Annotated in this window: 23 protein-coding genes; 15 read left to right on the top strand and 8 right to left on the bottom strand. The window is 72.6% G+C overall.

Features of this window, described 5'->3' with window-relative positions:
- Window positions 1-22 precede the first annotated feature (22 nt).
- From L7D48_RS07540 to L7D48_RS07515, 6 genes are all read right to left on the bottom strand, one after another.
- On the bottom strand, window positions 23-1,507 hold the full coding sequence (locus tag L7D48_RS07540; protein ID WP_237878180.1) for a class I adenylate-forming enzyme family protein: 1,485 nt from the start codon (window positions 1,505-1,507) through the stop codon (window positions 23-25).
- The gene (locus tag L7D48_RS07535; protein ID WP_237878179.1) at window positions 1,507-2,247 is read right to left on the bottom strand and encodes a glycosyltransferase family A protein; all 741 of its coding nucleotides are present in this window, start codon (window positions 2,245-2,247) and stop codon (window positions 1,507-1,509) included. The genes L7D48_RS07540 and L7D48_RS07535 overlap by 1 nt, the downstream gene beginning before the upstream one ends.
- A complete protein-coding gene (locus tag L7D48_RS07530) occupies window positions 2,244-3,275 on the bottom strand; it encodes a 3-oxoacyl-ACP synthase III family protein (RefSeq protein WP_237878178.1) in 1,032 nt (343 codons plus the stop codon). The genes L7D48_RS07535 and L7D48_RS07530 overlap by 4 nt, the downstream gene beginning before the upstream one ends.
- 151 nt (window positions 3,276-3,426) lie before the next feature.
- Window positions 3,427-4,632, bottom strand: coding sequence for an amidohydrolase family protein (locus tag L7D48_RS07525; RefSeq protein ID WP_237878177.1), 1,206 nt, complete (start codon window positions 4,630-4,632; stop codon window positions 3,427-3,429).
- 334 nt (window positions 4,633-4,966) lie between these two features.
- Window positions 4,967-6,628, bottom strand: coding sequence for a glycoside hydrolase family 13 protein (locus L7D48_RS07520; protein WP_237878176.1), 1,662 nt, complete (start codon window positions 6,626-6,628; stop codon window positions 4,967-4,969).
- A gap of 473 nt (window positions 6,629-7,101) precedes the next feature.
- Complete coding sequence (locus tag L7D48_RS07515) at window positions 7,102-8,094, bottom strand: YafY family protein (RefSeq protein WP_237878175.1); 993 nt, start codon at window positions 8,092-8,094, stop codon at window positions 7,102-7,104.
- Window positions 8,095-8,231: 137 nt separating this feature from the next.
- Between L7D48_RS07515 and L7D48_RS07510 the strand changes: the two genes are divergently transcribed.
- The 4 genes from L7D48_RS07510 to L7D48_RS07495 all read left to right on the top strand — a co-directional run bounded on the left by L7D48_RS07510 (window position 8,232) and on the right by L7D48_RS07495 (window position 12,283).
- Window positions 8,232-8,654, top strand: coding sequence for a VOC family protein (locus L7D48_RS07510; RefSeq protein WP_237878174.1), 423 nt, complete (start codon window positions 8,232-8,234; stop codon window positions 8,652-8,654).
- Window positions 8,655-9,345: 691 nt separating this feature from the next.
- On the top strand, window positions 9,346-11,046 hold the full coding sequence (locus tag L7D48_RS07505) for a carbon starvation protein A (protein ID WP_237878173.1): 1,701 nt from the start codon (window positions 9,346-9,348) through the stop codon (window positions 11,044-11,046).
- Complete coding sequence (locus L7D48_RS07500) at window positions 11,043-11,300, top strand: cory-CC-star protein (protein ID WP_237878172.1); 258 nt, start codon at window positions 11,043-11,045, stop codon at window positions 11,298-11,300. The genes L7D48_RS07505 and L7D48_RS07500 overlap by 4 nt, the downstream gene beginning before the upstream one ends.
- On the top strand, window positions 11,291-12,283 hold the full coding sequence (locus L7D48_RS07495) for an ArsA family ATPase (RefSeq protein ID WP_237878171.1): 993 nt from the start codon (window positions 11,291-11,293) through the stop codon (window positions 12,281-12,283). Before L7D48_RS07500 ends, L7D48_RS07495 begins: the two co-directional genes overlap by 10 nt.
- A 306-nt stretch (window positions 12,284-12,589) precedes the next feature.
- On the opposite strand, the gene L7D48_RS07490 is transcribed toward L7D48_RS07495, so the two are convergent.
- Window positions 12,590-13,537, bottom strand: coding sequence for a ScbA/BarX family gamma-butyrolactone biosynthesis protein (locus L7D48_RS07490; RefSeq protein WP_237878170.1), 948 nt, complete (start codon window positions 13,535-13,537; stop codon window positions 12,590-12,592).
- 109 nt (window positions 13,538-13,646) lie between these two features.
- On the opposite strand from L7D48_RS07490, the gene L7D48_RS07485 reads away from it, so the two are divergent.
- A complete protein-coding gene (locus L7D48_RS07485; RefSeq protein WP_237878169.1) occupies window positions 13,647-14,339 on the top strand; it encodes a ScbR family autoregulator-binding transcription factor in 693 nt (230 codons plus the stop codon).
- A 61-nt stretch (window positions 14,340-14,400) separates the two neighbouring features.
- Window positions 14,401-15,156: an SDR family NAD(P)-dependent oxidoreductase gene (locus tag L7D48_RS07480; RefSeq protein WP_237878168.1), complete on the top strand. Its 756-nt coding sequence runs from the start codon at window positions 14,401-14,403 to the stop codon at window positions 15,154-15,156.
- A gap of 106 nt (window positions 15,157-15,262) precedes the next feature.
- On the opposite strand, the gene L7D48_RS07475 is transcribed toward L7D48_RS07480, so the two are convergent.
- A complete protein-coding gene (locus tag L7D48_RS07475; protein WP_237878167.1) occupies window positions 15,263-16,453 on the bottom strand; it encodes a transposase in 1,191 nt (396 codons plus the stop codon).
- Window positions 16,454-16,859: 406 nt separating this feature from the next.
- On the opposite strand from L7D48_RS07475, the gene L7D48_RS07470 reads away from it, so the two are divergent.
- From L7D48_RS07470 to L7D48_RS07430, 9 genes are all read left to right on the top strand, one after another.
- A complete protein-coding gene (locus L7D48_RS07470) occupies window positions 16,860-17,450 on the top strand; it encodes a ScbR family autoregulator-binding transcription factor (protein WP_237878166.1) in 591 nt (196 codons plus the stop codon).
- A 470-nt stretch (window positions 17,451-17,920) separates the two neighbouring features.
- Entirely contained in the window at window positions 17,921-19,165 is a 1,245-nt protein-coding gene (locus L7D48_RS07465) for an NAD(P)/FAD-dependent oxidoreductase (RefSeq protein WP_237878165.1), read from the top strand.
- A gap of 91 nt (window positions 19,166-19,256) precedes the next feature.
- Entirely contained in the window at window positions 19,257-19,595 is a 339-nt protein-coding gene (locus L7D48_RS07460; protein WP_237878164.1) for a cupin domain-containing protein, read from the top strand.
- Between the two features lie 13 nt (window positions 19,596-19,608).
- The gene (locus L7D48_RS07455) at window positions 19,609-21,231 is read left to right on the top strand and encodes a class I tRNA ligase family protein (protein ID WP_237878163.1); all 1,623 of its coding nucleotides are present in this window, start codon (window positions 19,609-19,611) and stop codon (window positions 21,229-21,231) included.
- A 76-nt stretch (window positions 21,232-21,307) separates the two neighbouring features.
- On the top strand, window positions 21,308-21,685 hold the full coding sequence (gene panD / locus L7D48_RS07450) for an aspartate 1-decarboxylase (protein ID WP_237878162.1): 378 nt from the start codon (window positions 21,308-21,310) through the stop codon (window positions 21,683-21,685).
- 247 nt (window positions 21,686-21,932) lie between these two features.
- Window positions 21,933-23,270, top strand: coding sequence for a SidA/IucD/PvdA family monooxygenase (locus tag L7D48_RS07445; protein WP_237878161.1), 1,338 nt, complete (start codon window positions 21,933-21,935; stop codon window positions 23,268-23,270).
- On the top strand, window positions 23,267-24,343 hold the full coding sequence (locus tag L7D48_RS07440; RefSeq protein ID WP_237878160.1) for an FAD-binding oxidoreductase: 1,077 nt from the start codon (window positions 23,267-23,269) through the stop codon (window positions 24,341-24,343). The genes L7D48_RS07445 and L7D48_RS07440 overlap by 4 nt, the downstream gene beginning before the upstream one ends.
- Entirely contained in the window at window positions 24,340-25,671 is a 1,332-nt protein-coding gene (locus L7D48_RS07435) for a hypothetical protein (RefSeq protein ID WP_237878159.1), read from the top strand. The genes L7D48_RS07440 and L7D48_RS07435 overlap by 4 nt, the downstream gene beginning before the upstream one ends.
- A partial coding sequence (locus L7D48_RS07430) for a VOC family protein (protein ID WP_237878158.1) occupies window positions 25,611-26,498 on the top strand: 888 nt, incomplete at its 3' end. The genes L7D48_RS07435 and L7D48_RS07430, both read left to right, overlap by 61 nt.

The raw sequence follows: 26,498 nt of genomic DNA, 5'->3' as shown, positions 1-26,498 counted from the left end.
GTGGGGGCGGCGGGAGGCGTGATCATCCGGCGTGCACCCGATTCGGGCCGGCGAGGCGCCGCGCGGCGAGCCGCGCGGTGGCGGCGCGGTCGGGCTTCAGGGAGCGGCCGGACAGGGGGATGTCGGCGAAGAGCACCGCGTCCGGCCGGGCCGAACCCATGCGCTCCAGCGGTCCGTCCAGGGCCTTCCGCAGCGTGCCGCGGTCCGCCCCGGCGTCCGGCTGGACGACGGCGACCAGACGCTCGTCGCCGTCACCGGCCGGCACGCCCACGAGCAGGGCGAGCTCGACGCCCGGTACGTGCAGCGCCGGCTCGTACAGCCCCGGGTAGATGTTCTCCGCGCCCCGCAGGACCATGTCCTTGCGGCGGCCCTCCAGCACGATCCTGCCGTCCTCCAGACGTGCCCGGTCGCCGGTGGCGACCCAGGGGTCCGGATCCTCGCCCAGGTAGCGGTCCCGGGCGGCGGGGCCGGACAGCAGCAGCTCCCCCGAGGCGTCGGTCCTGGCCGTCACACCGGGAAGCGGGGCGCCGACCAGGTCCCCCTCGCCGGTGAAGCCGGCCTTGTCGGCCTGTTCGACCGCAGCGGCGGGAAACAGTTCGGTCAGCGCGTAGACGCCCCACGCCTCCTCGGCCCCCGCGCGCTTGACGCGGGCGAGCAGCTCGGCGCTCACGGGGGCCGATCCGGTCCACACCCGCCCGGTGAACCGGCCGCCCTCCGCGAGCAGCCGCCTTGCCTGCGGCGGCGTCAGATAGGTGGCCCGGGGGGCGAGGCGGCGCAGCTGGCGGGAGAGCACGCGCGCGGAACGGGCGGGCAGCGCGACCGGCGCTCCGTTCGCCAGGGACGGCACCAGGACGAAGAAGGTCCCGCCGAGAACGGGCCGCCCGGCCTCGGGCCGGACCAGATCGGCCACCGCGGCCATGCCGGCGGCGAGCGAGGAGCGGGTGTGCACCACCGCGCGGGGCCGGGAGGTGGTGCCCGAGGTGAACACGATGACCGCGTCGCCGTCCTCGTCCACCGGGGGCGGCAACGCGGACCGCACTCCGGTGTCCAGGGCGGGGGCGCAGCCGGGCAGCCGCGGCCCGACCGTGGCCACCGGCCCCAGCTCCGCGAGGTCGGGCAGGGCCAGGCGGGCCCGGCGGGCGAGCGGCCGGGCCCAGCCGGCGACCGCCTGGGCGGCGGCGTCGGCGAGGACGATGTCGGGGCGGGCCAGGGCGAGACGGGCGCGCAGCACGTCCGGCCCGGTGCCCGGGTCGAGCACCGCGGCCCGGGCGCCGAGGCGGTGCACGGCCAGCATCACGGCCAGAGCCCGGGGTCCCGGCCGTACGGCGACGCCGACGGTGCCGCCGCGTGCGACACCCCGCGCGTGCAGGGCGGCGGCGCAGCGGTCGGCGAGGTCGGCCAGGTCTGCGCACGTGATCCTGGTGCGTACGGCTCCGTTGCGGGTGGTGCCGAGTACGGCGGGCCGGCCGGGGTGACGCCGCAGGGCGCCGGCGAGAGCGTCGAGCATCAGCGCGGGTCCTCCCCGTGACGGCCCGGGCCCTTGTCGAGGTACCAGCGGGCGGTGCCGACGAGGCCGTAGGCGCGCAGCCGGCGGGTGGAGTTCTCCACGACCATGTCGCGGGCGTGGACGATGGCGGTGGTGCGGCGGCGCACCCGGTTGAGGAAGAGCCGGTCGGTGGGGGAGGGGCGGCGCGGCATTCCGCCGACCGCCTCGTACAGCGCGGCGGTGATGGCCATGTTGTTGCCGGCGTGCATCCGGTAGGGGGCGAGGTAGCCGTGGCGGCGGTGGTGGGCCGGGCGGACGCGGCCGAAGAGGGCGGCGACGCGGACCAGCACGCGGAAGGCGGCCCGTCCCAGCGGGCCGTGCTCGTCGCGGCGTGCCTCGACGCGCCCGCACACCAGGCCCGCGCCGTGCCGCAGGGCGCTGCGGGCGCCCGCCGTCCAGCCGGGCCGCGGCAGGCAGTCGGCGTCGGTGCGGGCCAGCAGCGTGGCGCCGTGTCCGATCGCGTACCGGAAGCCGGTGTCCACCGCGCAGCCCACGCCCTTCTCCGGCTCGCCGACGACGTGCACCGGGAAGGGCGCCCGGCGGGCGAAGTCGCGGGCGAGGGCCGCGGTGCCGTCGGTGGAGGCGTTGTCCACGACGACGAGGGTGAAGTCGCGGTCGTGTTGGGCCGCGAGCGCGTCCAGGGTGGCGCCGATGCGCGCGGCCTCCTGGTGCGCGGGCACGACCACCCACAGGGCGCTCATGCCTTCTCCCAGACCATCGTCATGATGCTGACGCCGCCGCCCAGGCCCACGAACAGGACCCGGTCGCCGGGGCGCAGACCCTCGTGGACGCGGTCGAGCTGCACGCCGAGGGTGGCGCTGGCCATGTTGCCGAGTTCGGGGACGGTGACGACGAGCCGGTCCCGGGGGACGCCGGTGAGCTCCGTGAACCGCTCCAGGTACGGCAAGGTGACCTGGTGCACCAGGATGTGCCGGAAGTCCTCCCACGCCAGCCCGGTGCGCTGCCGCATCCGGTCGAGCACCGATGTGCCGACCTTCTCGAAGACCTCGCGCAGCTCGCCGCCGTCCCCGCGGAAGTAGGTGTGCTCGTCCCCGCGCGGGTGGCGCGAACCGCCGCCGAAGATGCCGCCGACCGACCAGTGCTCGGAGTGCGTCTCGGTGTCCACGTCGAGGATGCCGCCCCGTTCCACGGTCTCCAGGACGACCGCGGCCCCGGCGTCGCCGAAGGTGTAGCCCGCGAAACCGTCCCGGAGCTGGCCGGGGTCGGAGGGGGCGTGCCGCACGGCGCGGCTGGGGGTCTCCCCGGTGACGACCAGGGCCCGGCGGGCACGGCCGGCGAGGATCATCGCCCGCGCGGTGTCGATGCCGTTGACGAAGCTGTTGCACGCGTTCGTCACGTCCAGCGCATGTGCTCGCGAACCGAGTTCGGCCTGGACGATGTGCGCGGTCGCCGGTTCGGCCACGTCCCGCGTGGCGGAGGCGAACACCAGCAGGTCCACGTCGTACGGGGTGAGCCCGGCCCGGTCCAGCACCGTACACGCTGCCCGCACCGCGAGCGTCGAGGCGTACTCGTCCTCCGCGGCCGCCCGGCGAGAGGCGACGCCGGTGGTCCGTTCGAGCATTCGCGCCGGCAGGGACAGCCCGGAGGCGGCGGTGAGGCGCTCCTGCAACTGCTGTGAGGTCACTTCGAGTTCCGGCAGGCAGGAGGCCACCGCGGTGATGCCCACCCGGCGGCGCACCTGCCCGGGAGCAGCGTGGTCTGTGTGCATGGGCTGGACGCTACGAGCGGATCAGGCCGGCCGGCCTGAGTGCCGGTACTCAACTGGAATAGGCGATCGACCGGTCGCCGGGGACGGGGCGGCCGGGGCCGCACCGCACGGGCCGGTCTCTGGCCCCATGAGGGTGAGGGCGCCGGTTCCTTCAGGGGCGCAGGCCGGGCGAACCCGGGATGTGGGGGTGTCCGTCTGTCACGACCAGGCGTACGGCGCGCAGGGCTTGGAGGTCGTCCAGGGGGTTGCCGTCCACGGCCAGGATGTCGGCGCGGTGGCCGGGGCGGAGCAGGCCGGTGTCGTGGGCGATGCCGAGGGCCCGGGCGGTCTCGTGCGTGGCCAGGTCGATGATCTCGGCCGGGGTGCAACCGATGTGCTGGAAGAACTCCAGGCTGGAGACGGGGTCGTCGAAGACGGCCCGGCCGATGCCCGCGTCGGTGCCCGCGATGAGCCGCACCCCGCGTTCGCGCATGTGGCGCAGCGTGCCGAACATCTCCTCGGCGCGCTCGGGGCCGAAGCGCCGGGCGAAGCCGCGCCAGTCGGGGCTGGCCGCCGGGCACACCGAGATGTTCTTGGCCGCGATGGCGTCGATGAGGTCTTCGCGCACCTCGAATCCGTCCCGGCCCATCCAGGTGCAGTGCTCGAGGGTGTCCACGCCGGCGGCCACCGCGGCGGCGATCCCGGCGGTGCCGTGGGCGTGGGCGGCGACCGGCAGTCCGGCGCTGCGCGCCTCCTCCACCACGGTGCGCAGTTCCGCCTCGGTGAACTGCGCCGCCCAGATCGCGGGGCCGCCCCGGGTGATGCCGCCTCCGGTGGCCATCACCTTGACGACATCGGCTCCGCGCTCGATGTTGCGGCGGATCACCTCGCGGATCGCGTCCGTGCCGTCGGCCTCGCCGCCGAGGAACCAGCAGTGTCCGCCCGGCGCCGTCACCGGGGTGCCCGCGGCGAGGACGCGGGGGCCGGGCAGCCGGCCGGCGGCGATGTCGTCGCGCAGGCGGACGGCGAGCCCGCCCCGGTCCCCCAGGTCGCGCACGGTGGTGACACCGCGGCCGAGCAGCCGGCGTGCCCGGTCGGCCATGCCGTGCATCAGTTCGGCGTCACCGGTGCCCTGCAGGGCGGCGACCGGATCGGGGCCGGCGTCGAGGACGAGATGTACGTGGGCGTCGATCAGTCCCGGCAGGAGTGTGCCGCCCGGGCAGTCGAACCGGCTCACCTCGCGTGGCGCGCGGGCCTCCACCTCCGCCCGGGGACCGATGTCGGCGATGACGTCGCCTCGGACCAGGACGGCCGCGTCGGTGATGTGGCGGCCGCGCGGGCCGAGCAGTACGCGTCCCGCCGAGACGAGGGTGTCCATCGGTCTTCCTCCCGGGTGCGGCTCCGGCTTCACTGGGACGACTGCCGGCGGCGCGATCCTTCCCGCCGGGGAAGAACAGTGGCGGGCGCCTTGCCGACACGGTGTGGAGCGGGCACGGCACCCGCTTCTCCGACGCTCCGCCGCGGCGCGTTCCGGATGGCCTCTTTGCGCTCGCCGGTGTTCTTCCGGCCGCCGGCAACCACGATCTCACATGCCGTCGGCCGGTGGACGGCCTGGACGGCAACCACGAGTCCGGCCACGGGTGGAACGCAGACCGCCCCCGCACGGCGGGCCTTCCGCGAAGGGGCCGGGCCCTGTGGGCAGTTCGTCCGGGTCACAGGGCCAGCCACACCGCCGTGTCGCCCGGCAGGCGGCCCCCTTCCAGCTCCCCGCCGGCCAGGAGCACCTCGCTGTGGGCGGGCAGCGCGACCGGCTCGTCGGAGAGGTTCGCCACGCACCGGAACCCGGGGGTGCGGACGAACGACAGCACCGGGTCGTCCGGAGCGCTGTCCCAGGTGAGCGTGCCGTCCCCGAGCGCCGGGTGGCTGCGGCGCAGGTCCAGCGCCGACCGGTACAGGTTCAGCATCGATGACGGATCGCGGTCCTGGGCCTCGGCCGTCAGCGGCTTCCAGGCGTCGGGCTGCGGGAGCCAGGGCGGCGTCCCGGTGCCGTCGGGGCTGAATCCGAACGGCGGGCCGTCCCCGCTCCACGGCAGCGGGACACGGCAGCCGTCACGCCCCCGGTCGGTGTGCCCGGAGCGCTGCCAGGTGGGGTCCTGGAGCAGCTCCTCGGGAAGGTCCTCGACCTCCCACAGGCCCAGCTCCTCTCCCTGGTACAGGTACGCGCCGCCGGGCAGGGCGAGGGTGAGCAGGGCGGCGGCCCTGGCCCGGCGGGTACCGAGCCGCAGGTCCGCGGGTTCCCGCAGGTCCGCAAGGGAGCGCACCGGCCCGTCCGGCTGCGGCCTGGCGTAGCGGGACACATGCCGGGCGACGTCGTGGTTGGACAGCACCCAGGTGGCCGGTGCGCCGACCGCGCCGAGTGCGGTGAGCGACTCGTCGACGACGCGGCGCAGGTGGTCGGCGCGCCAGGGCGCCATCAGGTAGTCGAAGTTGAACGCGGTGTGCAGCTCGCCGGGGCGGACGTAGCGGGCCAGCCGCTCGGGGAAGCCCGCCCACGCCTCCGCGACGAACGCGCGGGGGACGTCGTAGGTGTCGGCGATGTTCCGCCAGCCCTGGAAGATCTCGTGCACCTCCTCGCGGTCCCAGTGCGGGTGGTCCGAGTCGCCGGCCCCTTCGAGGAGCTTGCCGTCGAGGGAGCCGATGTCGGGCAGACCGGGCGCCTTCACCAGGCCGTGCGCCACGTCGATGCGCACTCCGTCCACGCCGCGGTCGAACCAGAAGCGCAGGATCGACTCGAACTCGGCCCGCACCTCGGTGTCGTCCCAGTTCAGGTCCGGCTGCTCGGGGGCGAACAGGTGCAGGTACCACGGGCCCGGCGAGCCGTCGGGCTCGGTGATCCGGGTCCAGGCGGGGCCGCCGAAGACGCTTCTCCAGTCGTTGGGCGGCAGTTCGCCTTCGGGGCCGCGTCCCGGCCGGAAGATGTAACGCTCCCTGGCGGGGGCCCCTGGCCCGCCGGACAGCGCCGCGCGGAACCACGCGTGCGCGCAGGAGGTGTGGTTCGGCACGATGTCGATGAGGAGGCGCAGTCCGTGCTCGTGCGCCTCCTCCACCAGCGCTCGCGCGTCCTCCAGCGTGCCGAAGACCGGGTCGATGTCCCGGTAGTCCGCGACGTCGTAGCCGCCGTCGGCCATGGGGGACGGGTACCAGGGGGTCAGCCACAGCGCGTCGACGCCGAGCGCGGCGAGGTAGGGGAGGCGCTGCCGCACTCCGGCGATGTCACCGATGCCGTCGCCGTCGCCGTCGGCGAAGCTGCGGATGTACACCTCGTAGATGACGGCGTCGCGCCACCAGTCGGCGGTGTTCCGGGCGAATGCCACGTCTCTCCTCAGGGCGTGATCGGGGTGTCGGAGGGGGCCGGTCACCTGATGGCGTCCGTGGCTGCTCGTGCGGCGCTCCCATGTCGGAGGACCGGCACCAAGGACCACCGGGCGGGCAGTGCCGGGCCCGCCACTGCCCGCCGGGCGGCCGTCAGCGGAAGGCCTCCGGAAATGTCTGCCCGCCCCGCCGCCGAAGATGTCCCCGGGGGCACCGGAGGGTGGGGGAGGGGCCGGAACCGGTCGAGGCCCTCCGCCCGGTTCCGGGCCGCGCGGGAGAAGTTCCGCCGGTGAGGGGGCGGTTGATGGGCTTGGGGGCTGGTTCTCACCCGGTCGGAGGGGTTGGTCGTCCCGGACACGCGCCTTTGTGCGCAGCGGGCGGCGCGGAGGGCGGCGACGATCCGGTGAAGAGCTGTCGCCGAGGTGGTGCCGGAAGGCGCCGCGGGATGTCCCTGAAGGCGTGAGTTCTCGGCCCGTCACTCGTCGGGTACGTCCGGCCGGTCGGGCTCGGTGGCTGCGGCGGCGTAGCGGCGGGCGAGTGCGGCGCAGGCTTCGCGGAGGGCCGGCGGGCCGATGACGTGCAGGTTCGCGTCGAAGCGGCCGAGGCCGGCGGCAAGGGCGGTCCAGGACCAGGATCCCGTGATGACGCGGCATCGCGTGGGACCGAGCGGTTCCACGAGGCCATCGGCGGTGTGGGGTACGACTGCCGAGGCGGGAAGGTCCAGGATGGCCTCGCCTTGGCAGGGCCAGGCGGCATCGGTGCCGTCGGAGCCCCGGAACCGGCTGGTGACGAAAGCGGAGACGTCCCCGCCCGGCACCTGGCGTACGTCGAAGCGCGGACCCGTCGGCGTGCGAGGGGTTATGCGGTCGGTGCGGAAGGCACGCCAGTCGTCGCGGTCGAGGTCCCAGGCCAGCAGGTGCCAGTGGGTGCGCCAGGCCACGAGGTGGTGGGGTTCCACCCGGCGTCGCTGTGGTGCGGCCCCCTGGTGCGGGGTGTAGTCCAGTCGCAGTTCCTCGCGGCGCCGGATCGCGGTGCTCAAGGCGGTGAGCGGATCCAGGGCACGGGCCGGCATGGCACCGGGCTCGGGTGGGCGGACGGTGGTGATGCGGAGTGCGTCGATGCGCTGCCGCAGACGCGGAGGGAGGACGTTCCGGAGCGTTGCGAGCGCCCGGTCGGCGTCCTCCGCGATCGCGGGCTGGACGGTGCTCTGCAGCGCGACGGCCACAGCGATGGCCTGCTCGTCGTCGAAGAGCAGTGGTGGCATCTGCGATCCGGGGCGCAGACGGTATCCCCCGCCGGGGCCCCTGTCCGTGGCGACGGGGTAGCCCAGCGCACGAAGGCGGTCGATGTCACGGCGCACGGTGCGCACGGTGACCTCCAGCCGCTCGGCCAGGTCGTCTCCGCTCCACCCCGGTCGTACCTGGAGCAGGGAGAGCAGGGCCAGGAGCCGTGAGGACGTTTTCCGCATGCCTCCATGGTGCGGGAAGTACAGGACACACCCTGTCCTGTACGGGCGCCACGCTGATCCACGGATCTCGGATCAGGGCATCCCGCCCGTCATCCGCATGCGCCCCATCCGGCTCACTTCCAGGTAGGAGCAGAACCATGTCCGTCACCACCACCACGCATCTGAACTTCCGGGGCTCGGCCCGCGAGGCGCTGGACTTCTACCAGTCCGTCTTCGGCGGGCACACCGTCGCGGTGACCTACAAGGACGCCGGCAACGTCCAGGACGACAGCGAGGCCGACTGGGTGATGTGGGGCCAGGTCGTCGCCGGTAACGGCTTCCGCGTGATGGCTTACGACGTTCCCTCGGCGATGCCGTACGAGCGGGGCGCCAACCCGTTCTTCGTGTCCGTGCGCGGCGAGGACGCCGAGGAGATCAGCGCCCTGTGGCATCGCCTGGCCGACGGCTCGAACGTGCTGCGCCCGCTGGAGCCCGCGGCGTGGGCTCCGCTGTACGGCATGCTCACCGACCGCTTCGGCGTGACCTGGGTCCTCGACGTCGCGGCCCCCTACAACGGCTGACCCGCCTCGGGGCGGGCGCCCGGCAACGGCTGTCCGCCCCACTCGTTCCCGGCATCGGCGCGCCGCCGCCGTCCGGCGCGATGAAGTGCGCATCTGCCCAGGAGCCCGGAAACGCACAGCCGCCCGGCCGCTCCTCAGAGGGCAGCCCTCCGTTCCGGCCGCAGCCGCACCGCCCGGAACATGCCGCGGGGGCGTCGTACGGTCGGTGGGCGGGGACCTCCGCGCTCCGGTGAGAGCGTTCGGCGGCGACGCGGCGTCCGTCCGGTGTGCTGGTCGTCACCGGTCTCCAGGGGCTCCTCATCGCCTGATCGGTCGCTTAGCATGAACGGACTATGGAGGGAGCGTTTTCGGTCAAGATCGGTAAATCCGGTACTGAGGTCGCAGCAGGCGGCGACGCCGACCACGACGTGCACGGCGGAAGCAGTGCCGCCGGGGTGACCGGGGCCGGTCTTCGTCTTGGCGAGCTGTTCACCGAGGGCCGCGGCACGGCCGCCGCCCAGGAGCGGCGCACCACGTCCGAATTCACCGCCAAAACGCACGAAAGGGGTGCAAGTGGCCGGTTTCCCCATCCCGGCCGCCGGCCCGCCCCGGCCGAGGAAGGCCACGCTCCACCGTCTTCGCTGTCTGCCTGCCGGGCGCACGTCTCGGGCGGACCGGCACCCCGTCTTCCAGACCCCAGAGGGCCTCTCGTATGAATGCGCTTCCCCTGCTCCTGATCGGCCTCGCGATGTTCGCGGGCGGATACGTCCTGTACTCGAGATTCCTGGGCAACCGGGTCTACAAGCTCGACGCGTCCTTTCGGACGCCCGCGCACGAACTGCAGGACGGCGTGGACTATGTCCCGACCAACAAATTCGTGCTGTGGGGACACCACTTCACCTCGGTCGCGGGCGCGGCGCCCATCGTCGGCCCCGCGGTCGCCGTCATCTGGGGATGGCTGCCCGCGTTCCTGTGGGTCACCCTCGGCACGGTCTTCTTCGCGGGCATGCACGACCTGGGCGCCCTGTGGGCCTCGGCGCGCAACAAGGGCCGCTCGATCGGCACGCTCTCCGGCCGCTACATCGGCGGCCGGGGCGCCAACCTCTTCCTCGTAGTGATCTTCCTGCTGCTCCTGATGGTGGTCGCGGCCTTCGCGGTGGTGATCAAGAACCTGCTGATCTCCACACCCTCGGCGGTGATCCCCGCCTGGGGCGCGGTCGCGGTGGCGCTGCTGATCGGCCAGGCGGTCTACCGCTACAAGATGAGCCTCGGCCTGGTCACCGTGGTCGGCGTCGCGGCGCTCTACGGCCTGATCCTCCTCGGCGACGCCGTCCCGGTGGAACTGCCCGACCCGATCCTGGGCATGTCTCCGGCGACCTTCTGGATCATCGCCCTCTTCGTCTACGCCGGCATAGCCTCCCTGCTGCCGGTGTGGGTGCTGCTCCAGCCCCGTGACTACATCAACGGCGTCCAGCTCTTCGTCGGGCTCGGCATCCTGTTCGTCTCGGTGCTGCTGAGCGCCCCGGCGATCGTCGCCCCGGCCTTCAACGACGCCGTGCCCGAGGGCACCCCGAGTCTTGTGCCGCTGCTCTTCGTCACCATCGCGTGCGGCGCGATCTCCGGTTTCCACGGCATGGTCTCCTCCGGCACCAGCTCCAAGCAGCTGGACAAGGAGACCGACGCCCGTTTCGTCGGCTACTTCGGCGCGGTCGGCGAGGGCCTGCTCGCGCTCGGCGCGATCATCGCCGCCGTCGCGGGCTACCGCACCCTGGCCGACTGGGAGGCCGTTTACAGCGCCTTCGGCCAGGGCGGCGTCGGGGCGTTCGTCGAGGGCGGCGGCGCGATCCTCAACAGTGGCCTGGGCCTGCCCGTGTCGCTGAGTTCCACGGTCCTGGCCACCATGGCGATCCTGTTCGCCGCCACCACCATGGACACCGGCGTGCGTCTGCTGCGCTTCGTCGTCCAGGAGGCCGGCGAGGTCGCGAAGGTGAGGATCGGCAATGTCGCCGGCACGCTCATCACGCTCGCCGTCGGTGCGGGACTCACCTTCAGCCAGGGCGCCGGGGGCGAGGGCGGCCTGCGCATCTGGCCGCTGTTCGGAACCAGCAACCAGCTGCTGGCCTCTCTGACACTGTCCATCGTCGCCGTCATGCTGATCCGCAAGCGGCGCAACCCGGTGCCCGCGCTGATCCCGCTCGCGGTCGTGTTCGTCATGTCGTTCTGGGCCGCGATCGTGCAGCTCGGCGACTTCTACGAGGCCCGTGACTGGCTGCTGCTGATCATCGACCTCGTCATCATCGTCGCCGCCCTGTGGGTCGCCTTCGAGGCGGTCGTCGCGATGCGGCGGGCGTCCCGGGAACCGCCGGAGGCTCTCGACGCCGATGTGACCGAGAAGGGCGAGCTGACGAAGTGACGTCCCGCTGGGCCTCGTTCCGGGCCGGGCTGGAGGAGTTCTACGCCGGTCCCTACCGGCGTACCCTCGCCCGCGCCCGGCGCGAGGAGGACGACCTGTTCCGGATGGTGGTCCTCGCGGAGGCACTGGGCGTGCCGGACCCGGCGGCGTACTACACCGCCGAGCTGATGCCCGCCCTCTACGAGGACTTCCACGCCTGGCACCGCCGTATGGGCATGGACCGCTCGCCACTGGAGCACATCGGGTGCTGCTAGACCTCATCACCTCGCGCAGGGTCGTCTTCGTCGGCGGCAAGGGCGGGGTCGGCAAGACGTCCGTCGCCGCGGCGCTCGCCCTCGGCCGTGCCCGGTCGGGCGCACGCGTGCTGCTGGTCTCCACCGACCCCGCCCACAACCTCGGCCACCTCTGGGGCCGCCCCGTGGGCGACGAGCCCGTGCGCCTCGTCGGCCCGGGGGACCTCGCCCCCCGGGCCGGGGCGGCCGGCCACGTCGACGGGCTGGAGATCGACCCGGAGCGCACGGTCGAGCAGCACCTGTCCGCGGTCGCCGAGACGATGCGGCGGCTGCTCCCCGAACGGATGCACGCACCGGCCGCCCGGCACCTGCGACTGGCCCGGCAGGCGCCCGGCACCCACGAGTCGGCGGTGCTGGAGCGGATCGCCGAGGCGGTGGAGGTCGGGGAGGAGGCCTACGACCTGGTCGTCTTCGACACCGCGCCGTCCGGGCACACGCTGCGGCTGCTCGCGCTGCCCGAGCAGCTCACCTCCTGGGCCCAGGCCCTGCTCGCCAACCGCGACCGGTCCGAGCGTTTCGGTGCCGCGGTGCGCGGTCTCGGCGGTGGCGGGGAGAGCGACCGCGACGCCGAGCTGCGCCGGATCCTGCTGCGCAGGCGCGACCGCTTCTCCCGGCTGCGCGAGGTGGTGGCGGACCCGGTGCGGACCGGATTCGTGCTCGTACTGACCGCCGAAGTGCTCCCGATCGCCGAGACCGTGGAGGTGTACGAGAAGCTGACCGGTCTCGGTGTCGACGTGGCCGCGCTCGTCGCCAACCGCCGCTCTCCGGCGAACGCCGGTGAGCTGCTCGACCGCCGGCGGAGGCTGGAGGACGAGCATCTTGCCCGGCTGCGGCAGCGGGTCCCGGACGTCCCCCTGCTGGAGGTGCCGCTGCTGCCGGGGGATCTGGTGGGCACGCAGGCCCTTGCCGCGCTGGCGGACCGGCTCGGGCCCTCCCCTTCCTGAGATTCCGCGCTCCCCGCCGGCCGGTGGCGCGTGCCGAGTCGGTATCCGCGCCGCCGGCCGTCCTTCTCCGGACGGCCGACTGCCGGGTACGGCGTGCTGTGGCCGGCCCTGTGCGGTACCGCCCTGCTGACCGTGCCCGTCGCCCGGCTCGTGGCGGCCGGTGGGGAGCGTGGGGCCGCCCCGGGCGCGACAGGCGTCCGGGGCGGCGGGGGCGTCACCGCCACCGGAGTGCGGGAGGTCGCGGCGCGAACCGCGCGGGGCTCGTACGAACCGGCGGGTCGTGCCCGCCCGGATCCGTGACCACGGTCAGACGGTGACGGATCCCGTTGCCAGGGGTGTGGTCACGGACTGGAGGGTGACGGTCGAGGAGAAGGCCTGCCTGCCGTCCTGCGAACCGGTGACGCGGATGTGGCGCAGGCCCCGGTCCTGGCCGGCGGGGGCGGTGTCCTCCGCGACGACGCGGCACGGCCGGTCGAGTTCCACGTAGCGCGAGAAGGTGGTGTCGAAGGCGACGGGAGTCGTCGGATGGGGCCTGGCGGCGGACACCGCGGCCTGGCCGCAGGCCTCGAGCAGCACCATGCCGGGTACGTGGTCGTGGGGGTGGTCGAAGAGGACCGGATGACCGGTGTCGATCCTCAGATTCCAGCTCCGGGGGCCGTCGCCGGTCGCGAGGACGACATCCGAAGGCCGTCGGCGCCCCGTCAGGGAGGGTGCCACGGGGGACGGAACGGGAAGTGCCCGGGCACAGGCCTGCCCGGCGTCCGCGTACCGGCCGCGCAGCCGGTCGTAGATGGCCGGGGGATAAGCCGTGTACCGTACCCGGGCGCTGCCCAGCAGGCTCTCCCCGAGCTCGGCGGTGACCGAGGCGCTCAGATGTGTGGTCCCCGATCTTCGGCGCGTGATGGGCTCGTAGGCGACGACGAGGCGCACCGCCGCCGTGTCCGCTCCGGTGCGCAGGGCGCCGGACGCCACAGTGGAGGTGAACCTCTCCCAGCCCAGCCGGTAGCTCACGGGGATGTCGAAGGCGGCGTGGGTTAACAGGGCCAGGGCCTGGCGGACGCTTTCGGTGAACAGGTGGGGGCCGTGCGCTTCTGATGTCAGGGTGTAGAAGCGGTGGACCCCGGGCCAGTGCGCGGTGACGGCATAGGTTCCGTCATGGTTCGGGAGCCAGCCCGTGACGAGGACCTCGGCAGGGTCGGTCTTGCCCACGCATCGGCCGAGGTCGGGGAGGAGGGGGGAGGTGCCGAGAGTCATGTGATCCTTCCCGGAACGTCATCGTTCGTGTCATGTCTCCTTTTGGAGACACTCGAACATAAAAATAAATACGACTATGTTCTCTGTCGAGAAGGAAATGAGGCATCACATGGCTCGGGGAGCGGGCGGGCGAGCCGCGCTGCAGCAGAAGAGGGCGCTGCGCACGCGTGCGGAGATCCTGCGGGCGGCGGCGGAGGTGTTCGCGGAGCGGGGATTCTCGAGAGCCACGCTCACCAGCATCGGCGATCGGGCGGGAGTGACCCTGGGCGCGGTGTACTTCCACTTCAGGAACAAGGAGGAACTCGCCCGGGTGATCGTCCAGCAGCAGCCCGACAGGGTGGTCACACCGTTCGACTCGACGGGACTGCAGTACGTGGTGGACGTCACCGTCAGCTGGGCCCACCAGGTGCTGGAGGACGTCTTCCTGCTGGCGGGCGCACGGCTCGTGATGGAGCAGGAGCTCTTCGCGGGCTCCGGGGAGAACTCCCACCGGCAGTGGAGCCATGTCGTGGCCGAGGGACTGGCTCTCGCCAAGCGCAGGCGGGAGGTGCGCGCGGCCACGGACGTGGAGGCCATCGCGCGGCTGATCGTCAACGCCTGCACCGGAGCCCAGATGCACGCCTATCTGGAATCGGGGCGGGCGGATCTGCCCTGGCGCGTGATGGACATGTGGCGCTGCCTGCTCCCGGCCATAGCCACACCGTCCACGCTCGCCAGGATCGAGCTGAGCGAAGCCCGCGGCCGGCCCCGGCAGGAGCCCGCGGGCGCGGCGTCGAACGCCCAAGCGGGACACGGGCCGTGAGAACTATGCTCCTGCGGCAATCTCCATTCGCCGCAGGAGCATTCACACGACGGGGGCGCGCATGCTCACGGACAGGACCGTCATGATCACCGGAGCGTCCAGCGGGATCGGCGCCGCCGCCGCGCGGGTGTTCGCCGCACAGGGCGCGCATGTGGTGCTGATGGCGCGCAGGGCCGCGCTGATAGAGGAGCTCGCCGACGAACTCACCGCCGGCGGAACGCGCGCGCTCGCCGTGCCCGGTGACGTGACGTCGGCCGACGACGTACGGCACGTCGTCGCCGAGGCCGTGCGCCATTTCGGCCGGCTGGACGCGGCCTTCAACAACGCGGGATGGGGAACGGCGGGATTCGCGGTCCATGAGGTCCCCGACGCGATGTACGACCGGATCATGGACGTGAACGTGCGCGGTGTCTGGAACTGCCTGCGTCACCAGATCCCCGTCATGATCGACCAGGGGGCGGGTGGGTCCATCGTCAACACCTCCAGTACCGCGGGGCGATTCGCCACCGGCGCGGTGGCTCCCTACGTCGCGGCCAAGCACGCCGTCCTGGGACTGACCAAGGCAGCGGCGGCCGACTACGGAGAGCAGGGGATCCGCGTCAACGCCCTGGTCGTCGGCAGCACCAGGACCCCGCTCATGGAACAGGGGAAGGACCGCCGGGAGGCCGCGGGAAGGCCCTCCGGAGCGCGGGCCATCCAGCGGAGGCTGGCCCGGCCCGCGGAAGTGGCCAACGCCGCGGCATGGCTGTGCAGCGATCTCGCCTCGTTCGTCACCGGAGCCGAGATCGCCGTGGACGGTGGGGTGGGCGCCGTCTGAGCGGCACGGCGGAGAGGAGCGGGGGCGGGAAGCGGGATGCCGCGAACCGCGTCGCGCGGCGCTCCTCTTCCGGGGGGCGGACGTGCGCGGCCGGAGTGAGACGCCTTCAGGCCGGTACCGGCTCCAGTTCCCGGGCGGGGGAGCGGGGTGGCGAGCCGAGGAGTGTCCGGTACGCGTGGGCGGCGGCCACCAGGGTCATGTAGTGGTGCCAGCCCGGATAGGAGCGGCCCTCGAAGTCCAGCAGACCGAAGTCCTGCCTCAGGTCGCGTACCGCGTCGGCGGTGCCGGTCCAGCACCCGACGAGTGAGGAGAGTTCCGCGGCGCGGTGGCGCACCATGTTCGTGATCCACACGACGGAGGGCCGGCGCCGGTCGGTGAACAGACGGTAGACGCGCCGTTCCCGGACACCGGGCGTCGCCGCGGCGGTCAGGTGGACCAGGTCGGCCGGTGCGCCCGCGTTCAGGTGCGTACCGCGCAGGCAGCCACCGACGACGGACCCCGCGCGTACCACCCCGGCCGAAGGCAGACCGTGCCGGATGCCCGGCGCCGTCGGGGAGTACGGGGCCCGTCCGGCCGCGTTGAGGGGCAGCACCGGGAAGTCGGCCGACACGGCGACCACGAAGTCGTTCCGCTGACGGGCCAGCAGGCGCACCAGGTCTCCCGCCCGCCTGCCGTCCCGCAGGTCGGCCACGAGGGGGAGCGGGGTCACCCCGGCGTGCCGGCGCAGCCGGTCCACCATGTCGAAGGCGTCGCTCCACACCGGCTGCGGACGGATGTCATCCGGAATACGGACCTGTTGGCGGAGGTGCGGGAGCATCCAGCGCGCCGGTAGGTGGAGACGCCAGTCGACGGACACGGCGGATCCGCCGTCGGACAGGAAGAGCCCCACACCGACCTGGCAGTTGACGGTCTGGCCCAGACGCGGAACGAACCGCCGGTGCACCCCGCAGGAATGATCTCCGCGTTTGGGCAGGACTGTCGTCGCGATCGTCCAGGCACGGGGTCTGAGCCGCTCCTCGGCCCACCGGGCCACTTCGTGCCGGACCGGTTCCCACTCCCAGGGACTGGAGTTGACGAACTGCTGCAGGGACTGCGACGCCGTCGGGGAGTCCGTGACGGCGGCGGCCAGGCGACGCACGGTCTTCTTGCCCGGCGTGGTCAGTAAACCCAGGAGGTAGGCGTGCCCCCAGCGCCGTTGGTCCGCGCGCTGCAGATGAGCGAACACCCTGTCCACGAAGCCGGGGAACTGGTCGGGGGGAACTGGCGCGTCGGCGGAGGTCGGAGGGAGTGATGACATGGCGGTCCTTTCCCTGGGAGACGCCTCTTCGGCCGCCATAGAATAATTGGGTCAACTATGTTTTGAGTGGGGCGGGAATCGGACAACATGCGCCGGGGCAAACCGTCGTCTACGCGGAACCAGGGCGTCCGCCGCTGGCCGGAACAGATCACCTCGGCCTCCCACGGCGGGGAGCCGGGCTTGATGCGGTTGGCGCGCGAACGCGACGCTGTGCTCCCCACCTGCGGGATCGCCCGAGGAGCCCACGTCGGCCCCCGTGCCGCGCGCCAAGCCGACGGCATCGCGACACCGGTGCGCTCCGCGCCCATGGTGCCGAGGGCGCTCCCGTCGCGTGACCGCGGCCTCGCGGTGTGGAAGTTCACCTCGGCAACGGCCCCGACGATCAGCTAGCACCACGGAGCATCACATGCAGGCGAGAGCAGCGCGAACACGACAGGCCCTGGTGGACGCAGCCGCCACGGAGTTCGACCACCACGGCTATGCCGGCACGTCAATGGTGCGGGTGTGCAGGGCCGCGGGCATCACGACCGGTGCCCTGACCTTCCACTTCGGTTCTAAGAGCGAGTTGGCCGATGCCGTCCAGGACCGTGGGTGCGGGACGGTCCGCGCCGTCGTCGACCGCGTGAGGACCGCCCCGCGCCCCGCGCTCGACCTCGTCGTCGAGCTGACCGTGCGTCTGGCCCGTCTCCTCGAGGACGACGCCGCCGTGCGGTCGGCCGCCCGTCTGGCGCGTGAGCGGCCCGGCGCCCATCCCGGCTGGCCGGCCTGCTGGCTGCCGGCCGTCCGCGAACTCGCCCACCGGGCTCAGCGCATGGGACAACTGCGCGCCGGCACACCCCCCGCAGCGGTGGCCAACCTCGCGACGTACCTGCTCACCGGGGCCGAGATGGCCGCCCGTGCCGCCCTCGAAGCCGCGCGGGAGCCGGACGCCGCGGAGCAACTCCAGCAGCTGTGGGACATCGCTCTGCGCGGTATCTGTGCCGACCGCGACATGTGACACACCGGACCGGCCGCGGCCACGGCCCACCGGACTCGTGACCCTGCCGGGACGCGGCGCGGCGGTCACCTCCGTGCCCGGCGCCCGGCACCCGTTCGAGACTTGAGCAAGTCGGCGTTGCCGCCGCGGGAGCGATGGGGAAACCTGTGCCCGGACCACCCCCGTCACAGGAACGGCCCGCGGGAGTGACGGGCGCGCCGCCCGCCCGCAGGAGCACACCCCGTACGGCACGCCGACCCCCGGAGCACCCCCGGGGGTGTTTCGCCATGCTCTCCTTTTCGCCGAACGACTCGATCCGCTCTTACTTGCCGATGGCATGACCCAAAGTGGACGGCGGATGTCGCTTATTCCTCTGGCTCGATCTCCCGGCAATGGCAAGGATTACGTCCGAAGCCAACTGGAACGACAGCCCGGCTGAGGTCCCGCCGCCATTGTTTGGAACCCCCGACCAAAGGTCCCCAGGAGGATTCATGGCGAAATCTGAACGCATTGACGCAGTCGTCGTCGGCGGCGGGATCGCCGGATCCGCGCTAGCGGCGGCCCTTGCCGGCGACGGCCACCAGGTGCTCCTTCTTGAGCGGCAGACCGTCTACCGGGACAAGGTCAGAGGCGAGGTAATAAATTGCTGGGGAGTCGAGGAACTCATCCGGCTGGGGCTTGAGGAGTGCATTCTCAAAGCCGGCGGTACCTATGTCGACCGTTTCATCGGTTTCGACGAGATAGTCGAACCGGAAACCGCCAGAGCCAGGGCCCTGCACCTGGACGAAATGCTCCCCGGAATACGGGGAGTCCTCGACGTCGGACATCCCGAGGCATGCGAGGCGCTCTCCGGCGCGGCCCGGGAAGCAGGCGCCACCGTCGTGCGCGGGGTGGGTGACGTCCTGGTCACCGGCGGCCTTGAGCCCACCGTGCGCTACGAGCACAACGACATGGAGTACGAGGTCCCCTGCCGCCTGGTGGTCGGAGCCGACGGGCGGATGTCCACGGTGCGCCGCCAGCTGGGCATCGGCCTGACCCAGACCCCGCCGAACTCCCTCGGCGGCGGGATGCTCGTCGAGGACCTGCACGACTGGCCCGTGAACGTCACCTCGATCGGCACCGAAGGCGACCTGCTTTACTTCGTCTTCCCCCGCGAAGGAGCCCGTGCCCGTCTGTACCTGCTGCACGACGTCTCGCAGAAGGGCCGCTTCGCCGGGCCGAACCGCCACACCGATTTCCTTCAGGCCTTCCGGCTCCACTGCATCCCCGACAGCGAGATGTTCGCCAAGGCCACCCCTACCGCGATCTGCGCCTTCTACCCGATGAACGATGCCTGGGCCGATACGCCCATCGCGCCCGGAGCGGTCCTGGTCGGGGACGCCGCCGGGTGGACCGACCCGGTCGTCGGACAGGGGCTGTCCATCGCGCTGCGGGACGCGCGCATGGTGCGCGACTGCCTGCGCTCATCCGGCACCTGGGACCCGGAGATCCTCCATCCCTACGCCCGCGAACGCGAGGTGCGCATGCACCGCCTGCGGATCTCCGGCTCCGTGCGCACCGCGATGAACATGACCTTCACCCCTCGCGGCATCGCCCGCCGCAGGGCGTACGCGGAGGTGTGGCCCACCGACCCCGTACTGGCGGGATCGCGGCTGGCCACCTTCAAGGGCCCCTTCCAGGTGCCCGCCGAGTCCTTCGAGCCCCAGGTCATCGAGCGCCTCCTCGCCCTGGGATGACCAGGGCGCCCCAAGGACGACCCACCAGCACAGGACGCCGCCCCGCACCGGGGGCGACGCGTACACCGAACGCGCATACGGGAGGAACCACATGCACATCAGGACCGCCGCCGGCGACGAGCTGATCCGCAAGAACGGCTGCGACATCCGTCAGCTCTACCCCTGGGACGGCGTCGTCACCCCGCCCTGGAACAGCACCCTGTGCTCCATCCGGCCCGAGGAGTCCAGCACCCCGCACGGCCACGACACCGACGAGACGTTCATCTTCATCAGCGGCCGCGGGCACGCGCGGATCGGCGACGAGGAGCGCGACGTCGCGCCGGGCGACGTCATCTACATCCCGCACGGCACCAACCACGTCGTCACCAACACCAGCCCGGACGACCCGCTGACCTTCGTCAGCATCTACTGGCTCCAGCCCGCACAGTGAGGGGAAGTCCTCCATGACCGACGCCCCGCGCGGCACCGAACCCGGTCGACGGCGCATCAACGTCACCTTCTCCCCGCCCACCCCGAACGGTGACCTCCATCTGGGACACCTGTCGGGGCCGGTGCTGGGCAGCGACGTGTGCGCACGAGCCCAGAAGATCCACGGACACGACGTGGCCTTCGGCACCAGCACCGACGACAACCAGACCTATGTCGTCACCACGGCCGAGCGGCTCGGCACCGATCCCGAGTCGCTGATCCGGCACGCTTTCGACAGCGTGACCAAGACCCTCGAACTGGCGGGCGTCGACGTCGACCTCTTCGAGCGTCCCGACTCCGACTACACCGCCTTCGTCAAGGACTTCTTCACCGGCCTGTGGCGGCACGGCGCCTTCGACCGCCGCGAGGTGGACCTGCCCTACGACGCGGCCTCGGACACCTACAAGGCCGAGGCCTTCGTCACCGGGCGCTGCCCGACCTGCCTGGCGCACGCCCGGGCCGGGGTCTGCGAGGCGTGCGGCCTCTACAACCTCCCCGGCGCCCTGCTGTCCGTGGCCGGCTCGGCCTCGGCCCTGCCCACTCGCCGGGTCCCCATCTGGGTCCTGGACCTGGAACGCCACCGGACGATGCTCACCGACTGGTACCGGTCCTCGGACGTGAGGCTGCGCCCCGACCTGGACCACGTGGTCGCCCAGTCCCTCGCCGGCCCTCTGCCGTACATACCGGTCACCTACCCCGGCACCTGGGGGATCACGGTGGACTGGGACGCGCCCAACGACCTCCCCCAGGCCATCAACGCCTGGCCGGAGATCTACGTGGGACACGTGTACTGGCTGCGGCGGGCCCGTGAGGGCCGTCAGGCCGGCTGCGACGAACTGGTCCAGTTCATCGGCATCGACAACGGCTTCTACAACGCGTTCGTCTACGTGGCGCTGTCGCTGCTGGCGGCCCGCCACGGACTGCCGGTCGACCTGCCCCGGACCCGCACCCTCACCAACCAGTACTACCTGCTGGAGGGCCGCAAGTTCTCCACCAGCAAGGGGGATGTGCGCTGGGCCGGGGAGTTCCTGGAAAGCGTCGGCCGCGACCGCACCCGCTTCGTGCTGTCCCTGACCAGCCCGGAACTGCAGCAGTCCGAGTTCAGCGAGCCGGTGGCCGCCTTCACCCTGGCCACCCGGTTCGACGCCCCCTTGAAGACCGTCGCCGAGACCCTCACCGCCACTGCGGCCGGGCGCCGCGTCGACGCCGAGCCCTCGACCTGGTGGAGGACCGCGCTCGCGGCGTCGCGCCGACGCTTCGAGGACGCCTACCGGCTGGAAACCTTCTCCATCCGCAAGGCAGCCGAGGCACTCGCCCTGCACCTGGAGGTCCTGGCCCTGCGCTGCGCGGACCTGGACGCCGACGACCCCGGCGACATCTGCGGCGCGCTGCAGTTCCTGTGGACCCTGCGCACCCTGGCCTGGCCCCTCACCCCGGATCTGTGCGAGCAGGTGTCGAACGCCTTCGGAGCCCCCTCGACCGTGGGAGCCCCGCCCCTGCTGGCGGAACTCGACCACCGGCCTCCCGGAGCCTTCACGGGGCTCGCGGCCGACCGCATCCCACCCTCCGGTGCGCGGGACGGCGCACCGGCCGCCTGACCCCGCCCCGCACCGGCCCGTCGTACCCCTCTTCCCAGGCCGACCGGTACACCACCTGCCACAAAGGAGTCGCGTCATGCTGCGCACCTTCATGCACTCGAAGATCCACCGTGCGACCGTCACCGACAGCAACCTCAACTACGTCGGTTCCATCACCATCTCGCCGGAACTGCTCGAGGCCGCCGGGATAGGCGTCCACGAACTGGTCCACATCGTCAACATCAACAACGGCGCCCGGTTCGAGACCTACACCATCCTGGACGACTCCCCCGAGCCCCCGGCCGGGCAGATCGTGATCAACGGGGCCGCCGCCCGTCTCGTCCAGCGGGGGGACAAGGTCATCATCATCAGCTACGCGCAGCTGACCGAGGAGGAGCGGGGCGGTTTCAAGTCCCGGGTCGTCCACGTCAACGACGCGAACGAGATCACCGAGACGACCCTGCAGAGTTCCTGAGGTCCACCACCGGCCCGGCGCCGGCAGGCGCGGCCCGCACCGCAGGCGGGGTGCCGGAACACCCGGCACCCCGCCGGGCGAGGGACGCCCTTCCGCGCCCCGGCCGCCCCGCCACGAGACGGGGCCTGCGCGAGACGGGCCCACAGGCACCGCGAGGGCGCCTGTGCCGCCCCGGCGCAACACACCACCGGCGCCCCGCCGTCTCCCCGTGTTCCTGCATGCACGACGAGTCGAGGATGCGTGACCAGTGACGAAGCAACAGGTTTACCCCATTCTGGGCATAGGTTTCGGGCCGGCGAACCTCTCCCTGGCCGTGATGCTCGACGAACTCGGCCGCCTGGCGGGCGCTCACTTCATCGAGCGCTCCGACCGCTTCCAGTGGCAGGACGAACAACTCCTGCCCGGTGCGGACATCCAGAACAACCCGTTCCGCGACCTGGTCATGCAGCGCAACCAGGACAGCCCCCACACCTTCGTGAAGTACCTGGCCTCACGCGGAGCCCTGACCGACTACCTCCACCTGAACGCCAAGTTCCCCCTGCGCCGCGAGTACGCCGGCTACCTCGCCTGGGTCGCCGGGGCCTTCTCCGACTCGGTGGACTACGGGCACGGCGCCACCCGGCTCGGCCTCCTCGAGGACGAGGACGGGGGTGAACTGTTCTGTGTCGAGACCGGGCAGGGCCGGCGCTACCTCGGCCGGACCGTCGTCATCGGCACGGGCCGCTCCCCGCGCATCCCGGCTCCTTTCGCGAAGAGCGCGGGAGGGACCGTCTTCCATTCCACCCGGTACCTGTCGTCCATCGGCGCCCTCGGGCACCAAGACATCCGGGTGGCGGTCGTGGGCGCCAGCCAGAGCGCCATCGAGATCGTGCTCGACCTGCTGGAACGCCCCAACGTGCGCCAGGTCACGTCCATCCACCGGAGCATCGGCTTCCGGCTGAAGGACACCAGCCCCTACAGCCGCCAGGTGTTCCTGCCGGAGTTCGTGGACTACTTCCACCCGCTGCCCGCCGCGGTGAAACGACGCCTGCGCGCCGAGCTGCGCTCCATCAACTACGCCGCCTGCGACCAGGATGTGATCGACCGGCTCGTCGGCGTCCAGCGCGAGTACGAGCTCACCGGCTCGGACCGCCTGCGCCTGCGGCCCTTCACCGAGGTCACCGAGATCGACGCCTCGCCCCGCGACGGCGCCCACCGCCTGACGCTGCGCGACGTCAACCACCTCGCCCTGGACACCGTCGACGCCGACGTGGTCGTTCTGGCCACCGGGTTCAAGGACTTCGGCACCGGCCCGGGCGACGAGCCCTACCACCCGCTGCTCGAAGGCGTGGCCCACCGTCTGCCGCTGGACGAGGAGGGCGTCCCCGCGGTGGGACGCGACTACGCGATCGAACTCAAGACGCCCGAGTCCAGTCCACGCCCCCTGAAGGTCTACCTCAACGGTCTGTGCGAGGCCAGCCACGGCATGGGCGACGCCGGCGCCCTGGCCATGCTGTCCGCGCGCGCCTCCGACATCGCCGAATCACTCCTGCTGCACGACGCGCGCGAACCCCTGCGCCACCTGGCCGAACGGGTCCTGCGATGACCGCGGTCCCCGCCGCGGCGGACGTCGCCGTCGTCGGCGGAGGAATCATCGGCCTGGCCACCGCCGAACGGCTCACCGCCCGCGGCGCCTCCGTGATCGTCGTCGACGAGGCCGGAGCCACCGGCGGCGCCACCAGCGCCTCGGGCGGACTGGTGCGCGCCTTCGAACCGGAGAGCGGACACGCCGCCTGGGCCGCCGAGGGCTGCGCCCGCTACCAGGCGCGCGGCTGGCGCGGCACCTGGCCCTCCGTGCGCGCCGACGGCAGCCTGACCCTGATCGACCAGAACCGACTGGCCGAGGCGACGGCCGCCCTGGAGACGGCCCACGCCGCCGGGCACAAGGCCGACATCCTCACCGCTGACGAGGTCAACCGGCGGTTTCCCGGCCTCACCGTGCCCGGCCACCTGCTCGGCGTCCTCGAACCGCAGGCCGGATGGCTGCCGGCCGCGGACACGGCCCGGGCGATCCTGCGCGACGCGGGCGACCGGCTGAGCCTGCGCACCGCCCGGGCCACCGGTCTGCTGTACTCCTCCTCGCGCGTTCTGGGACTGCACACCTCAACCGGGCCCGTGCACGCCGACGCGGTCCTGCTCGCCGCCGGGGCCGGCAGCACGGCCCTGGCCGCGTCGGCGGGTGTGCACCTGCCGCTGAGCACCAGGGCGATCGGCTACTGCCTGCTCCGGACCGAGGTTCCCGCCGACCTGCCCACGGTGGTCGACCGAACCACCGGCGCGTGGCTGCGCCGATGGGACGCCGACGGCACCGTACTGGCCGGTGTGGCCTGCGCACGCACCGGCGTCCCCGCCACCGTGCGCGCCGGCGTCACGGCCGCCGAGGAGCACCGCGTACGCACCGTCGTCCGGCACCGCTGCCCGCGACTGGCGCACGCCCGCGCCACGGGGGGTGTCACCGCCTACGACACCCTCGCGACGGACGGCCCGGGAACGGTGACGGTCTGGCCCCGGCCCCGCGGGCTGGTCACCGCCGTCGGCTGGAACGGAGGCGGGTTCAAACTCGCCCCCGCTGTCGGCCGCCACGCGGCGGCCAGGATTCTCGAGGTGCTGAACCGATGAACGACGCGACGGCCTGGCGCCTGAACTCCACCGACGAGATGCTCCACCGGGCTGCGACGGACCTCGGCTCCTCCCGTGTCGTCCAGGTCCTGTGGCGTCTCCCCGTTCCCGTTCCCGCCCGGGCGCTGCAGGCCGAATGGCAGCGTCTCGACAGCGGCCTGCTCAGCCGCCGCGCGGTACGCGCACACCTGCCCGCCGCCCGCCGCAGATGGGTGCCGGCCGCCAACACCCATCCACTCCACCTCGACGACCTGCCCCTGACCGACTCCACCGCACCCCAGTGGATCGACGCCCAGGTCCGGGTGCCGCTGGCCCCGGACTCCACGGAACTGTGGCGCCTGTCCGCCGCCCCCTACCACGAGGGCAGCCTGGTCTCCCTGACCGTGCCCCACTTCCGCAGCGACGGCCTGGGTCTCCTCAACGCGATCGCGGCCCGTACCCCCGCACGCCGACCACGCGGACCGCGCGACAGCGACGCGGCCGAGGCACTCGGCCTGACGGCCCGCGCCGTCGTCCGGACGGCCGGCTGGTTCCTGCGCCTGGCCCGCGATCCGCGCCGACGCGCGCGGATCGGCGCCGAGCTGCGCCGTACCCCCGCCGCGGCCACCCCGTCGGCGCGGCCTCAGTTCTTCAGTACGGCGATCTTCACGGTGGATGCGGCTCAGTGGCGGGAGTGCGCCCGCGGCCACGGAGGGACGGACAACACCCTGTTCCTGCAGATCGCCGCCAACCTCGTCCGGGCCCACGTGCCCCGCGCGGACCGCGACGGGATTCGGGTCGGCATCCCGGTGAGCCTGCGCCGAGAGGGGGACGACGAGCGGGCGAACGCACTGGTCGTCGTCCCCCTCGGCATGCCCGGCGGTCCCGCTCGCCACGATGATCTGAGCGGCACCCGGCAGGCGACGAAAGCACTGTTGCGGGACACCGGCGCCCACAGCGCCACACTCGTGCCCGAACCACTGTGGCACCTGCTGCCCGCCCGCCACGCCGCCGCCCTGAAGAACCCCGGAGCGCAGCAGACCGATGTGGTGGCCTCGAACTTCGGGCAGGCGTCGGACGCCGTGACCCACTTCGCCGGCCATCCGGCCGACTCCGTCGCCATGCGCACCATGAACGTGCCCGGACTGGTCCCCGACAGAGCCCGCCTGCGGGCTTCGCTGTGCCTGTTCCGCGTGGGGCGCCGGATGACGGTGACCGTCACCGGCATGCCCGCCCACTTCGGCGACTCCGCCTCCCTGCACCGGCTGGTCGCCGAGGAGTTCGCGGCGTGGGGGCTGACGGCACGGCCGTGGTGGTCCACCACAGCCCACGAAGCGAGGAAAGGCTGACGATGCCCGTGCCCCGGCGCCCCGCCAACCCCGAACGCTGGTTCCGTACCCGCCCCGACTCCTCCGAGCTGGAACGACCCCGGCTGCTGGCCCGTTCGCTGATCGACGCCGCCGAACTGGACGAGGACATCGGCTACTACGAGCGCCTGCTGGGGAGGCCGGCCGACCTGCGGATGCCCATCCCCGACTTCGGCGGGCTGGAGTTGGCCGCGGTGGGCGGTCTTCTGCTCATCGCCAGTGTCCGTGCCTTCACACCGGTCCAGCGGCAGACCGCCTACTCCCTGATCGTGCCGTCGCTGGAGGCGCAGCTGGACCTGCTCGAGAACACCGGCACCGTCGTTCTCGAACCGCCCGAACCCATCCTGCCGGGAGCCCGGGCCCGGGTCCGCTATCCCGACGGAACCCTGGCCGAACTGGTCGAACACCGCCCCTGGGACGGTGAACGCCCTCGCCCCGCGGCCCCCGGCGCGGCGCGCACCGACCTCCCGGTCACAGGCGTACGGCTCCTGGCCCGCCGCGCCGTGGACGACGCGGACTTCCTCGACACCGTCCGGCTCTACGAGACGCTCCTTCAGACCCCCGCCGTCGCCCATCCCCGGCTGAGCGGCCCCTTCCCGGCGCGGACGGCGATCGTGGGAAACCTGCTCCTGGTCGGTCTGCCGTCACCGGTCCCGCACGGTGCCCCGCGGCCCCGGACGGCCCTGATCGTGCCCGCTTCGCGGGAGTACGCCCCCGAGGCCGTCACCGTGCTCGCCGGGGGCCTGACGGCCGAGGTCTGGAGCGAGCACCCCGCCGGCGCCCCCCGTGCGCCGCGACCGGCGCAGGGG

This window comes from Streptomyces sp. ICN903 (assembly GCF_022015835.1).
GTDB classification, from domain to species: Bacteria; Actinomycetota; Actinomycetes; order Streptomycetales; family Streptomycetaceae; genus Streptomyces; species Streptomyces fenghuangensis.
Note: the sequence above shows the minus strand (reverse complement) of the source record. Positions and strands in the feature narration are given on the sequence as shown.